This is a genomic window from Arthrobacter sp. B1I2 (assembly GCF_030816485.1).
Lineage (GTDB): Bacteria > Actinomycetota > Actinomycetes > Actinomycetales > Micrococcaceae > Arthrobacter.
This window is the reverse complement of record NZ_JAUSYC010000001.1, coordinates 1,462,515-1,474,962: the sequence shown is the minus strand read 5'-3', so window position 1 is coordinate 1,474,962 and position 12,448 is coordinate 1,462,515. Positions and strand designations below refer to the sequence as shown.

Genomic DNA, 12,448 nt, shown 5'->3' with positions numbered 1-12,448 from the left:
AGCCGCTTCGGCAGCGCGTCAACAAGAACACGACCTGAAGGAACCCACCCGTGACCTACGAGCAATCCTCCGAACACCCAGCTGCGCAGGGCGAAGCCCCGGCGACGGAACTGAGGGTAGGTGTTGTTGGCATTGGCTGGGCCGGCCAGCAGCACCTGAAGGCTTACTCCGAGTTGGAAGGCGTCCGCATCGTGTCGCTGGCGGGAATGGAACAGGACCTCCGCGACTCCCTGCAAGCCGAGTACGCGATTCCCAACGCCTTTGCGGACTGGCAGGACATGCTGGACCACGGCGGTCTGGACGCTGTCAGTGTGGCAGTACCCACCTTCCTGCATGCCCCCATCGCCATCTCGGCACTGGAACGGGGACTGCACGTGCTGAGCGAGAAGCCCATCGCGCGCAACGCCGTCGAAGGCCAAGCCATGGTTGACGCGGCACGCAAGGCCGGACGAGTCCTGGACGTCGCCTTCAACCACCGCCGCCGTGGCGACATCCAGGCCTTGAAGGGAATCATCGACCAGGGTGGGCTGGGCCGCCCCTACTACGCCAAGGCGTCCTGGCTCCGCCGCTCCGGCATTCCCACACTGGGCAGCTGGTTCACCAACCCGGAGCTGGCAGGCGGCGGACCGTTGGCGGACATCGGTGTTCACGCCCTCGACTACGCCCTGCACCTCCTCGGCGAACCGAAAGTGCTGGCAGTGTCCGCCGCCACCCATTCGGAGCTGGGCCCGCAGGGCCGCGGCGGTGGAAGCCAGTACTCGGCCCTCGCCTCCACCCACGCATTCGAGGTGGAAGACTTCGCATCGGCGTTCATCCGCCTCGAGGGCGGTGGAACGCTGCTCATCGAGGCCAGTTGGGCAACGTACCGGGAAACCGACGACCTGCTCGACTTCACGATCTATGGCACCGACGGCGGCGCCGAGCTCAAGGTACAGGGTGCGCCGTTCCCGCCGGTCGGCCAGCTCCGCGTGTTCACGGACAAGGACGGCGAATCCGCCGATTACATTCCGCCGGTAGTGCCGGGCCGCGCCCATGATGCAGTGGTGGAAGACTTCGTAACGGCAGTGCGCGGGGGCGAGGCAGTCTGGGGTGAGCACGATGGATCCCTGGCGCTTTACCGGGCACAGATCATCGATGCGTGCTACCAGTCCGCGCGGGAGCAGAGGGAGGTCCGTCTCTAATGAACGGCAAACTGAAAATCCGGGTGTGGAACGAAGGCGTCCACGAGGCCATCAACGAGCCCTCCCACATCGGGGAAATCTACCCGGAGGGTATCCACGGCGCCATCGCCGCGGGCCTTCGTTCCTTCTACCCAGAAGCAGAAATTACGACGGCGGTCCTCGCCACGGACGACGAACACGGCCTTGACGAGGAGGTGCTGGCGGAAACGGACGTCCTGCTTTGGTGGGGCCATATGGCCCACGGCGAGGTGAGCGACGCCGTCGTCGAACGCGTCCACCGGCACGTACTCGGCGGAATGGGACTGATCGTGCTCCATTCGGGGCACTTCGCGAAAATCTTCACCAAGCTTCTGGGTACCAGCTGCTCGCTGGCCTGGCGGAACGAGGGCGAACGCGAGCTGGTCTGGACCGTCAAGCCTTCACATCCGATCGCCGAGGGCGTGGACAGCCCCATCGTCATCCCCGAACAGGAGATGTACGGGGAACTGTTCGACATCCCGGACCCGGACGACCTGATCTTCATCAGCTCCTTCGCGGGCGGCGAAGTGTTCCGTTCCGGTGTTACCTTCACCCGCGGCAAGGGCCGCATTTTCTACTTCAGCCCGGGCGACCAGGAGTACCCGGTGTACCACCACCCGCAGATCCAGCGGGTGCTGGCCAACGGCGTCAAGTGGACGGCGCAACCGGGGCTGAACCGTTCCGCCCCGGAAGTGACCAACCCTGCCCGGGAGTGGTTCCAGGAGGAAAAGCGTCATTGACATCCGGCCCGGCCGGGAGCACATTGAGAGCGTCGCGCACGCGGTTCGGCAGGTTCTGGACGGGCACATCCCTCCCTGGCGAGCCATTTCCCGGCGTCGCCCAGCGCGCCGGATGAATTAACAACCACTCCTTACCGGGAGCCAGAAATGCCTGCAGTAACGGTCACGAACCTCGAATCCAAATCTTTCAACGAACCCGATGAGAAGCGCCGCCCACCCAAGACCCAGGTTGACGTGGTCAGCATTGGCGGCGCCACCCTGGGCCGCTTCACCTTTGAGCCCGGCTGGCGCTGGTCAGAGACCGTCAAGACCGTGGTCCACACGGACAGCTGCCAGAACAACCACCTCGGCTTCTGCACCGCCGGCACCCTCACGGTGCAACTCGACGACGGAACGCAGAAAACCATCCACACCGGCGACGCCTACTCCATTCCCGCCGGGCACGACGCCTGGGTGGAAAACGACGAGACGTTCGTTGGCTATGAAGTCATGAGTGCAGCCGAGTACGCCAAGCCCGCCTGACTTAGGAGCGGCAAGCAGGCTGCAGCAGCAAAGGGAGGCCCGCCAGGACCTCCCTTTACTGCTGCAGCGGCCCTACGGTTGAGGGAAACACAAACGATCGGAGAGCAATGAAAGTCACCGTCATCGGCGGCAGCGGCCACATCGGTTCGTTCCTGGTCCCCCGGCTGGTCCGCGCCGGCCACGAGGTCACCAACATCAGCCGCGGTACCAGCAGGCCCTACACCGACTCACCTGAATGGCAGCAGGTGCACCACGTCACCGCGGACCGGCAGGCGGAAGACCGGGACGGAACGTTTGCGGACCGCGTATCCGCGCTCAAGCCGGACGCCGTGGTGGACCTGGTCTGCTTCACCCTCGAATCGGCGACGTCGCTGGTGCAGCGGCTGCGCGGCGAGGTGGGGCACCTGCTGCACTGCGGTTCCATCTGGCGCTACGGGCAAAGCCTGAAGTTGCCAATCAGGGAAGGCTCGGATTCTGCCGCTGAGCCTTTTGGTGAGTACGGCATCCAGAAGAACCGGATTGCATTGATGCTGCAGGAGGAGACGGCCCGCGGCGGGCTGGCAACCACCTCGCTGCACCCGGGCCACATCGTCGGGCCGGGATGGCACCCGGTCGGCCCGCTTGGCAACCTCGACCCCGCCGTCTGGCAGACACTGTCCGCCGGCCAGCCCCTCCGCGTCCCCGGCAGCGGGGCCGAGCTGATGCACCATGTACATGCCGACGACGTCGCCCAGGCTTTCGAGCAGGCCATCGCCCGGCGGGAGGCCGCCACCGGCGAGGACTTCAACATTGTGGCCCCGACGGCGCTGACCGTCCGCGGCTACGCGGATATCGCCGCCGCCTGGTTCGGGCACGCCGCGGTGTTGGAGACGGTCAGCTGGGAGCGGTTCCGCGAAAACACCTCCCCGGAGTACGCCGAGTCAAGCTGGGGCCACCTCTTCCGCAGCCAATGCTTCAGCATCGAGAAGACCGCGTCGGTGCTGGGCTATGCGCCACGGTATGAGCCGGAGCAGGCCGTCTTCGAGTCCATCCGATGGCTTGTTGACCATGACCGGCTGCACGTCGCCCGCCCGCTGGGCGTCCCGGCCGGCTGAGGCGGGCTGGGCCCCGCTACGCGGGCAGCCGCCTGAGCCGCGCCACCAGCGAGGCAGCCAGCAGCGCCGTCACCAGTTCCAGCGCGATGACCAACAGCAGCCCGCCGGCACCGTCCGCATGGGCAGCGGACGACGGCGGCACCCCCGCGTGGGAGTGTCCCGCACCGCCGGAGCCGAGCAGCAGGGATGCGTGCAGGGCAGCCATGGCGGCGGCAGCACCGGCTACCTGATGGAGCGCGCCCACCCTGCTGTACCGCCAGATATGGACGGCACACGGGAGGCAAACGGCGGCGAGCACCACCATCAGGACAGCGAGCCAGACGTCATGATGGCTGGATGCGGCCAGCCACAGGTGCGCAGCGCAGCCCAGGGCGGTGACCACGGCCACCAGCCGGGGATGCAGGACGGGATCGTGGGCGCGGCCCCGTGCTGCCGCCGTCGTACTCCCTGCCGTGGCGGGGGCGAGGCTAGTGGCAGCCACCGCTGCCGCCCTCGGTGTGGCATGAGGCGGCCTGCTTGTTCGGGTTGGCCGGCACGTCCAGGACGGGGCTGCGGTCGAAGAACCCCTCGGGCCGCAGCTTGAAACCCACCGTGTCCACCGGCATGATCGGCCAGTCCTCAATACGCGGGAAGTGCGTCAGCCCGAAGGTGTGCCACACCACGATGTCCTGGCCGTCAATGTCCCGGTCCTGCGCCACATAGGCGGGCAGGCCGGCGCCGCCGGAATGCTGGTTCACAAAGTCGCCCGTGGGGTACCGCTCATCCTCGGAGTAGCGGGTGACCCACAGATCCTTGGTGGCGAAGGCCGCGCGGCGGGCAATGGAGGAGCCCGGATCCGCGAGCAGCGTTGGCTGGTTGTGCGAGTGCAGCTTGTAGCCCACCGGCTCGCCCAGCCGGTTGCGGGATTCGGGGTTGGAGATGATCCAGGTGCGGCCGGCGCGGGCGTCAGCTTCCCGGACGCCTTCCGATTCGCGGGCCAGCAGGGTCCGCTTGCGGGAGAAGGCGTTGCCCCGCTCGTTGCCGGAACCCATCGCCTGGCGGACCACGTCCTCTTCCTCCACGCGGTTTGTGAACCCGTCGATCGCCATGTCCAGCCGGGCACTGAAGAGGTGCTGGTGGAACGGCGCGCCCAAACCGGGGGCCAGCTGGGAGATGTTGTCCGAGCCGCCTTCGGGGAAAGCGGAGGTGAAAACGACGCCGGTGGCCTTGGCTTCGAATTCGATGGTGCCGTCCAGGTAGAGGTACCAGTAGAAGCCGTAGTCGTAGTTGCCGATAGTGGTGAAGAAGGAGATCACCAGGCGCCGGTTGCGGCGGGTGTAGGTGACGCCGCTCCACAGGTCGGAGTGCTTGGCGAGGATGCTCCAGTCCTCCTCGTGCATGCAGATGCCGTTGCGGATTTCCCGCGGGTTACCGAAGGCGTCGCTGATGACGGGGCTGACGTAGGTGATCTCCCCCAGGCAGTCGCAGCCCAGCTCCAGGGAGTTGGCGTACTGGCCCACCAGGTATTCGCCGGTGTCGAAGTAGTTCTGCCAGGACCGGACGGGCGAGGGATCACCGTACGGGACCACCATTTCGGCGATGGACGCCCGGTTGATGATGGGCCGATTCCGGCCGCCGTCCTGGAACGCGAGGTTGTGCAGGACCACGCCTTCGCGGACATCGAACCCTACGTCCACGCTCCATTTCTCCCACTCCACGTGGTTGCCGCCGGTGACGGTGAAGCTGGGCCCTTCCGGCTGGGTGATGCTGATGGGCTTCTGAGTGGTCCGCAGCGGGCCGGTCAGTTCCGGGTCCGTGTAGTTGCCGTGTTCGGCCGGGATGGGCATCACACCCAGGTCAATCACCTGTGTGACTTCCTTGCTCACCACGTCCACATACGCCACCAGGCCGTCCACGGGGTGCGCCCACGCGCTGTCTTCCGGGAACTCCTGGACGAACGCCAGCCCGCGCAGGATGCGCCGGCCTTTCTCTTCGGCGTATTCGAAAACACCGGCGGACAGCGGGGCAACACGGACCTTTTCGACGGCGAGTCCACGGGCCGCGAGGGCCTTGAGCCACCGTTCATCAGTGGCCAGAAGGGACTCCACCACTTCGAACTCCTCTTCCAGGACCGGCAGTTCACCGGTCGCCGCAGTGTCGAGTTCGACGGCGGCCAGCACCCTCTGCTGTGTCGTGGAGACAACGACGTCCCGCGGCGCAGCGCCGGAGACATCGTGGATGAAGACGCGGAACCGGCGCTCCGCCTCCTCCGCATCCGCGCCGCGCGCCGGGTCAAGCAGCCCCAGGTAGGCGATGCGGTGCTGCGGGCCCAGGTGCCCTTCCGACTTCAGGATGGAGCGGACGTCCAGGATTTCCTGCGCCGTTGCCAGGCGGAAGGCAGATGAAGTGCGGGTTGGTGCAAGAGTCATGGGAGAACCTTTGTCCGGGCCGTCGCCGGCCACTGGGGGGTTTATTTTCTATAGTTGTAGAGAATAAAGGTCCGTAACATGGCCCACAAGAGTCTGAGCGAAAATATTTCCGGGGAGTGGCCGCGGTGCCGAAGATTGTTGACCATGACGAGCGCCGCCTGGAACTCGTGGATGCCACCTGGCGGATCATCGCCCGCCAGGGCCTGGAGAGTGCCACCATGCGCGAGATCGCCATGGAGGCCGGCTTCGCCAACGGCGCCCTGAAACCCTACTTCCCCACCAAGGACACGCTGCTCGAATTCGCCTTCAGCCATGTCTTCAACCGGACTAACCAGCGGATTGCGGAGGTCACCGCGGGCAAGGCCGGACTGGCCGCGCTGCGCGCCTTCTGCATGGAGGTCCTCCCCTTGGACGAGGAACGCATCAATGAGGCGCGCATCGTCATTCCGTTCTGGCAGAAGGCGGTCAGCGATCCCCAGAAGGCCAAAATCCACCAGCGCTCCATGGACGAGTGGCTGGCCGCCATCCGCCGGTACCTGGCAGAGGCGAGGGACAACGGTGACGTAACCGCCGCCGTTGATGACCAGGTCCTGGCCGGCCAATTGTTGAACATGCTTCTCGGTGCGCAGATCGAAGCGGCGCTTGCGCCCGAGGCCCGGACGGACTTCGGCCACGTGGCGCAACTGGAGGGCTACCTTGCCCTGCTGGGCAAAATTCCAGGCGGGAAATAAGCGCCAGACTCGAAAGTATGCTTACTATTGAGGAGTCAGGTTCTGGCGGACGCCGGAGCGAGCACGAACTGTAAGGAGCATCTCCATGGGTTTGGATGACAAGATCGGCAACGCAGCAGAGAAGCTCGGCGGCAAGGGCAAGGAAGCTGCCGGAAACGCCTCAGGCGATGAAAGCCTGAAGGCTGAAGGCCAGACGGACCAGGCAAAGTCGGACCTCAAGCAGGCCGGCGAGCACGTCAAGGACGCCTTCAAGAAGGATTAATCGACGCTCGCAATAATGGGTGCAGCTCCTGCAGGAGCTGCACCCATTGCTGTTTTGAGGGGGAGCCGGCCTTCAGGGCAGCCCGGCCCCGGCGCTTCCGCCCTGCGGGTTGACTCTGATGTCCCGCAGTTCCTGTAGCAGCTTCAGCTGCTCGGCGTTGATGTTCATGAGCATTTCGATCTGTGCGGCAGCGCGAACGTCCGTTTCATAGTCATGCTGGGCCATGGCGGAGGCGATGGCGTCCTGGCGTTTCGCGGCAATGAGCAGGATTGCACCCTGCAGGCCCGCCAGCATGGACAGGAAAAGGTTCAGCAGGATGTAGGGGTAAGGGTCCCACGCGTCGGCGGCAAGAACGTAGGTATTCACCACAGCCCAGGCCCCCATGGAGGCCAGGAAAGTGCCCACGAAGGGCCAACTGCCCATCCCGTTCCGGAGCGTGTCCGCTGCCCTTTCGCCGGGACTGAGCCCCTCCTTGTGCCGCCGATGCCAGTTGCTTCTGATGTCCGTCATGGCCCCAGACTATGTCCTGGCCCGCGGGCGGCCGGTGGCTGGTGGATGAGTCCGGACAGCGGGGAGGCTTGGTTACGGCTGGCAGGTTCCATTTCTTATTTTCGCCAGCTGTTGAAAAAAGATTCCGGCGGAGTTAATCTGGGTGGACTGTGTCCCACGACACGGCCGGGGGAAACGCCACGCTGCAGTCCGTCGCAAGGAACCTCAATGCCAGCAACAGCTCCAACCGGGGCAACGTCCCGGGAAACCAGCCAGCAGCTCACCTCCAGCGTCGCCACGTCCTTCCACCACTGGAAGCATCTGGTGGCGGAGTCCTTTGTACCCCTCACGGCCCGCACCGATGACGTGGACGGATTCCAGGGACGGATGCGTTCCCGGGTACTGGACCGCATGTCCATCGTGGAGGTCACCGCCACCTCGCACGAGGTGCACCGCACGCCGGCACTGATTGCCCAGGCCCATGAGCGCTACTTCAAGCTGAACCTGCAGCTGGAAGGAACGGGCCTGCTGATCCAGGACAACCGGGAAGCCGTGCTTCAGCCCGGTGACCTGGCCATCTACGACACCAACCGGCCGTACACGCTCGCCTTCGAGGAACAGACCCGGATCATGGTGCTCATGTTCCCCTGCGACGCCTTGTCCCTGCCTGCGGACTATGTGGGCCAGCTTGCGGCGGTACGGATGGGCGGCGGCGGCCTCAGCGGCATCGTGGGCCAGTTCATCCGGGAACTGTCGGCCAACCTGGATGTCCTCAACGGTCCCAGCGGCTCCCGGCTCGCCACAAACGCACTGGATCTGGTGTCCACCATGCTGCACGCGGAGATGGACATCTCTCCTGACCGGATGAAGCCGCAGACGCTGCTGGCCGTGTCCATCCGCGAGTACATTGAGGCCAACCTCTCCGACCCCCTGCTTTCACCGGCGGGTATCGCCGCGGCGCACTTTATCTCCACCCGGCACCTGCACAACGTCTTCCACGAGACCGGGACCACCGTTGCCGGCTTCATCCGCAGCCAGCGCCTTGAGGGTGCCCGCCGCGACCTGCGGGACCCGCTGCACGCCGGCAAGTCCGTGGGCGCCGTGGCCGCCGACTGGGGATTCCTGGACGCCGCCCACTTCAGCCGCACCTTCCGCGACGCGTTCGGGGTCTCCCCCACCCAGTGGCGCCGCGGCTAGATCAGCCCCTGCGCCAGCATGGCATCGGCCACCTTGACGAAGCCGCCGATGTTCGCGCCCAGCACGTAGTTCCCCGGCTCGCCATACTCCTCGGCTGTTGCCGCGCAGCGGTCGTGGATGCCCACCATGATGTCCGTCAGCCGCTCCTCAGTGTGCTCAAAGGACCACGAATCCCGGCTGGCGTTCTGCTGCATCTCCAGCGCCGACGTCGCCACACCACCGGCGTTCGCCGCCTTGCCGGGCCCGAACAGCACGCCGGCCTCCTGCAACACCGCCACGGCCCCACGCGTGCACGGCATGTTGGCGCCTTCGCCGACGGCAACCAAACCGCCACGGACCAACCGGGCGGCAGCACCGCCGTCGAGCTCGTTCTGGGTGGCGCAGGGCAGCGCCACCGACGCGTCCACGTCCCAGACGGAGCCGCCGTCCACGTACGCAACGCCGGGCCGCCGCCCGGCGTAGTCCTTGAGGCGGGCCCGCTGCACTTCCTTCACCTCGCGGAGCAGCGCGACGTCGATGCCCGCCTCATCCACCACGTAGCCTGAGGAGTCGGAGCAGGCCACCACGGTGGCGCCCAGGGACTGCGCCTTGGCGATCGCGTTGATGGCCACGTTGCCGGAACCGGAGACCACCACGCGCTGGCCCTCGAAGGACGTACCGCGGGTCCGCAGCATCTGCTCGGTGAAGATGACGGTGCCGAACCCCGTCGCCTCGGGCCGGACCAGGGATCCGCCCCAGGAGACCCCTTTGCCGGTCAGCACGCCGGACTCGTACCGGTTGGTGATGCGCTTGTACTGGCCGAAGAGGTAGCCGATCTCACGGCCGCCTACCCCAATGTCGCCCGCGGGAACGTCGGTGTATTCGCCGATGTGGCGGTAGAGCTCGGTCATGAAGGACTGGCAGAAACGCATTACCTCGGCGTCGCTGCGGCCGCGGGGGTCGAAGTCGGAGCCGCCCTTGCCGCCGCCGATGGGCATGCCGGTGAGCGCGTTCTTGAAGATCTGCTCAAAGCCGAGGAATTTGACGATGCCCAAATACACGGAAGGGTGGAAGCGCAGTCCGCCCTTGTAGGGCCCCAGGGCGGAGTTGAACTCGACGCGGAAGCCGCGGTTAATCCTGACGCGGCCGGAGTCGTCCGTCCATGGGACCCGGAAGATGATCTGGCGTTCAGGCTCGCAGAGGCGCTCCAGGATGGCGGCTTCAAGGAATTCGGGGTGGCGGTCGTGCACGGGGCCCAGGCTTTCGAAGACCTCCACCACGGCCTGGTGGAACTCCGCCTCCCCGGGATTCCGTGCCAGGACGGTGTCCCTGATGGCTTCCAGCCGTGCATCCATAAACTCTTTCCTTACCTTGGAGCCAGAGTGGGAGCGGGCGCCAGGCAGGCAGCATCGCCCCGATAGGTTTACGCTTCAAGCTATCGGATTACGACTGGGCGCTGATAACCGGGCGGCACGGAATGCTCTAATCTCCGTAATGTGACAGTAAATTTCCGCTTAATGAGATTACCCTCGTCTAGAAATACGGTGAGGACGGCCTGATGCCCTACGTCTGCCTCCTGCTCTCCGGTGCCGCAATGCTGGCCAACGGACTGGCCACCCTTGGGCACCTGCCCCGCCGCGACGCCGCCGTCCTCAGCCTGGTGGTTGGCGGCACCCAGCTGGTGCTCGGCGTCGTCCATGTATCCACCGCCGGGAACGCTCCGGTGATGCTGTTGACGGGGGCCGGCATGTTCCTGTTCGGAGTGACGTATCTGTATTCGGGGCTGGATGTGCTGATGGGACTGGGCTCAAAGGGGTTGGGCTGGTTCTGCGGGATGGTGGCGTTCTGCGGGGTGCTGCTGGCAGCCGCCTGGCTGGGCAGCGACCCGCTGCTGGCCGTGCTCTGGCTGTGCTGGAGCGTGCTGTGGGCGCTGCTGTTCGCATGTCTGGCCCTTGGGGCGCGGCTGGAGCCGTTCACGGGCTGGTCGCTGGTGCTGTCCAGCCAGGCGTCCGCCACTGTTCCCGCGCTTCTGGGTCTGGCGGGACTCTGGCCGGTTTCGGGCTACGTGGCCTCGCTGGCGGCGCTGCTGCTGGGCTGCCTGTTCGTGGCGGCACGCGTTGTGGCCCGGCGCGGACCGAAGGTTCCGCGCCGGGCCAGTACCGGAGATCCCCTCTCGGCTAAGTAAGCGCGTGGCCCAGGGAGGCGGCGTGGTGGCGGCGCTGGATGGCCCACTCCACCAGCACACCGGCCAGGAAGACCACCGGGACCGCCGCCAGCAGGGCCGTGGCCGTCTCGGCGCTGCCGCCAATGAGGGCCGTGAAGTTGCTGACCACCAGGCTCAGGACCCAGGCCAGCAGGACCGCCGCCAGGACGGGAGCGACGCGGGTCTGCCACAGCTGGGCTCCGGCGCGTTCCCGGCGGAAGAACGCGACGACGGCGGCCGAGCACAGCATGTACAGCACCAGCAGGGCCGCCACGGCCAGGCCGCTGAACCAGGAGAACAGGGTCAGCACCGGGTCCAGCGCCAGGATGGCGAAGGGCACCACCAGCACGACGGCGGTGGCGGACTGGACCCATGCGGCGACGGCGGGTGCGCGGTGCCGGTTGGTCCGGGCGAGGACCGCGGGCATGGAACCGCGCAGGGCCAGGGAGTGAAGGTAGCGGTTGATGCCGTTGTGGAAGGCGATGATGCCGGCCAGCAGCGAGGTGACCAGCAGGATGCCTGCCACGACGCCCGCCCAGGGGCCGAACAGTTCCACGAGCGGACCCATGACGAAGGAGGTGGCATCCCCTGATCCGAGGGCCGCGCCGGCGGCGTCCATCACCTGCGAGGGCCCGTAATAGCTGACCAGCATCCAGGAAATGAAGGCGAAGAACACCGAGATCACAACGACCGACAGGTAGGTTGCGCGGGCCACGGTGCGGTGCGGGTCCTTGGCCTCGGCGGAGTAGATGGCCGTCGATTCGAAGCCGAACATGGATGCCACCGCGAACATGATGGCAACACCAGGAGCTCCCGCGCCGATCGCTTCGGGCGAGAAGGACGCGGCAACGCTGATGCCTTCCGGGCCGCCGCCGTGGAACAGCACGGTGAAGCCGAACATCAGCAGGATGGCCACCTCGAGTCCCACCAGGACGGCCAGGACGCGGGCGCCGAGTTCGATGTTGAGGGAGCCCAGCACCTGGACTCCGGCCATGGTGGCCAGGGCCAGCAGCCACCAGGGAATCTCCAGGCCCACGGAGGCCAGGAGTCCGGAAAAGGCCGCGCCGTAGAGCCCGTACATGGCGGCCTGGACGGTGCTGTAGGCCAGCAGGGCCAGCCAGGCCGCGCCGGCTCCGGTCCGCCTGCCGAATGCCGCCGTCACGTAGGCGTAGAAGGCACCGTTGGCCTGGATTTTCCGGCTCATGGCAACAAAACCCACGGCGAAGATCACGATGACGATGCCCACGATCAGGTAGGCTCCCGGGGCGCCGGCACCGTTGCCCAGCGCCGCGGCGAGCGGCGCTGCGCCGACGATCCCCGTCAGGGGCGCCTGGGCGGACAGTACGAAGAACAGGATACCCAGCACGCCGATGCTGCCGGCCCGGAGGGCCGTGGAATGCTCCTTGGCCGGAGCGTCAGTGGTCCGGGTCTCGGAATTCGAAATACTCATTTGATCCTTCTTAACGGTCATGAGCTCGGGAAGATTGCTGTGGAATCCAGCTTGGCAGCGGCCAGCGCCGCAGCTTTGTCCACCAGCGATCAGTTGTTGTCGGTCAGCGCAAGCCGCCGGGCACAACAAAGCGCTGCCAGCCGCCCCAAGGGCAGCCGGCCGCGCTGGCAATAT

Annotated in this window: 13 protein-coding genes; 8 read left to right on the top strand and 5 right to left on the bottom strand. The window is 66.2% G+C overall.

Annotated elements, in window-relative coordinates; all coding sequences use genetic code 11:
- The first annotated feature begins 50 nt into the window (after positions 1 to 50).
- The 4 genes from QFZ57_RS06830 to QFZ57_RS06815 all read left to right on the top strand — a co-directional run bounded on the left by QFZ57_RS06830 (position 51) and on the right by QFZ57_RS06815 (position 3,555).
- Positions 51 to 1,181 carry a Gfo/Idh/MocA family protein gene (locus QFZ57_RS06830; protein ID WP_306898996.1) on the top strand — a complete coding sequence of 377 codons (1,131 nt, stop codon included), beginning with the start codon at positions 51 to 53 and terminating at the stop codon, positions 1,179 to 1,181.
- Entirely contained in the window at positions 1,181 to 1,939 is a 759-nt protein-coding gene (locus QFZ57_RS06825; protein ID WP_306898994.1) for a ThuA domain-containing protein, read from the top strand. Before QFZ57_RS06830 ends, QFZ57_RS06825 begins: the two co-directional genes overlap by 1 nt.
- A gap of 147 nt (positions 1,940 to 2,086) precedes the next feature.
- Positions 2,087 to 2,461 carry a cupin domain-containing protein gene (locus QFZ57_RS06820; RefSeq protein ID WP_306629687.1) on the top strand — a complete coding sequence of 125 codons (375 nt, stop codon included), beginning with the start codon at positions 2,087 to 2,089 and terminating at the stop codon, positions 2,459 to 2,461.
- 107 nt (positions 2,462 to 2,568) lie between these two features.
- Positions 2,569 to 3,555: an NAD-dependent epimerase/dehydratase family protein gene (locus QFZ57_RS06815; protein WP_306898991.1), complete on the top strand. Its 987-nt coding sequence runs from the start codon at positions 2,569 to 2,571 to the stop codon at positions 3,553 to 3,555.
- A gap of 16 nt (positions 3,556 to 3,571) precedes the next feature.
- Here QFZ57_RS06815 and QFZ57_RS06810 read toward each other — a convergent pair whose 3' ends face one another.
- On the bottom strand, positions 3,572 to 4,036 hold the full coding sequence (locus QFZ57_RS06810) for a hypothetical protein (protein WP_306898990.1): 465 nt from the start codon (positions 4,034 to 4,036) through the stop codon (positions 3,572 to 3,574).
- Positions 4,023 to 5,963, bottom strand: coding sequence for a primary-amine oxidase (locus QFZ57_RS06805; RefSeq protein WP_306898988.1), 1,941 nt, complete (start codon positions 5,961 to 5,963; stop codon positions 4,023 to 4,025). The genes QFZ57_RS06810 and QFZ57_RS06805 overlap by 14 nt, the downstream gene beginning before the upstream one ends.
- Positions 5,964 to 6,088: 125 nt before the next feature.
- On the opposite strand from QFZ57_RS06805, the gene QFZ57_RS06800 reads away from it, so the two are divergent.
- Positions 6,089 to 6,694, top strand: coding sequence for a TetR/AcrR family transcriptional regulator (locus tag QFZ57_RS06800; RefSeq protein ID WP_306898986.1), 606 nt, complete (start codon positions 6,089 to 6,091; stop codon positions 6,692 to 6,694).
- A gap of 85 nt (positions 6,695 to 6,779) precedes the next feature.
- Entirely contained in the window at positions 6,780 to 6,956 is a 177-nt protein-coding gene (locus tag QFZ57_RS06795) for a CsbD family protein (RefSeq protein ID WP_306629682.1), read from the top strand.
- Positions 6,957 to 7,028: 72 nt separating this feature from the next.
- Here QFZ57_RS06795 and QFZ57_RS06790 read toward each other — a convergent pair whose 3' ends face one another.
- Positions 7,029 to 7,466 carry a DUF1003 domain-containing protein gene (locus QFZ57_RS06790; RefSeq protein ID WP_306629681.1) on the bottom strand — a complete coding sequence of 146 codons (438 nt, stop codon included), beginning with the start codon at positions 7,464 to 7,466 and terminating at the stop codon, positions 7,029 to 7,031.
- A 207-nt stretch (positions 7,467 to 7,673) separates the two neighbouring features.
- On the opposite strand from QFZ57_RS06790, the gene QFZ57_RS06785 reads away from it, so the two are divergent.
- Positions 7,674 to 8,642: a helix-turn-helix domain-containing protein gene (locus QFZ57_RS06785; RefSeq protein ID WP_306898983.1), complete on the top strand. Its 969-nt coding sequence runs from the start codon at positions 7,674 to 7,676 to the stop codon at positions 8,640 to 8,642.
- Here the strand turns inward: QFZ57_RS06785 and gdhA are convergent.
- Positions 8,639 to 9,976, bottom strand: coding sequence for an NADP-specific glutamate dehydrogenase (gene gdhA, locus QFZ57_RS06780; RefSeq protein WP_306898982.1), 1,338 nt, complete (start codon positions 9,974 to 9,976; stop codon positions 8,639 to 8,641). The two genes, QFZ57_RS06785 and gdhA, sit on opposite strands and share 4 nt — an antisense overlap.
- A gap of 203 nt (positions 9,977 to 10,179) precedes the next feature.
- Here gdhA and QFZ57_RS06775 point away from each other — a divergent pair, with 203 nt between their 5' ends.
- The gene (locus QFZ57_RS06775; RefSeq protein WP_306898980.1) at positions 10,180 to 10,806 is read left to right on the top strand and encodes an AmiS/UreI family transporter; all 627 of its coding nucleotides are present in this window, start codon (positions 10,180 to 10,182) and stop codon (positions 10,804 to 10,806) included.
- Here QFZ57_RS06775 and QFZ57_RS06770 read toward each other — a convergent pair.
- Positions 10,799 to 12,274, bottom strand: a complete 1,476-nt coding sequence (locus QFZ57_RS06770) for an APC family permease (RefSeq protein WP_306898978.1) — start codon at positions 12,272 to 12,274, stop codon at positions 10,799 to 10,801. The two genes, QFZ57_RS06775 and QFZ57_RS06770, sit on opposite strands and share 8 nt — an antisense overlap.
- Positions 12,275 to 12,448 lie beyond the last annotated feature (174 nt).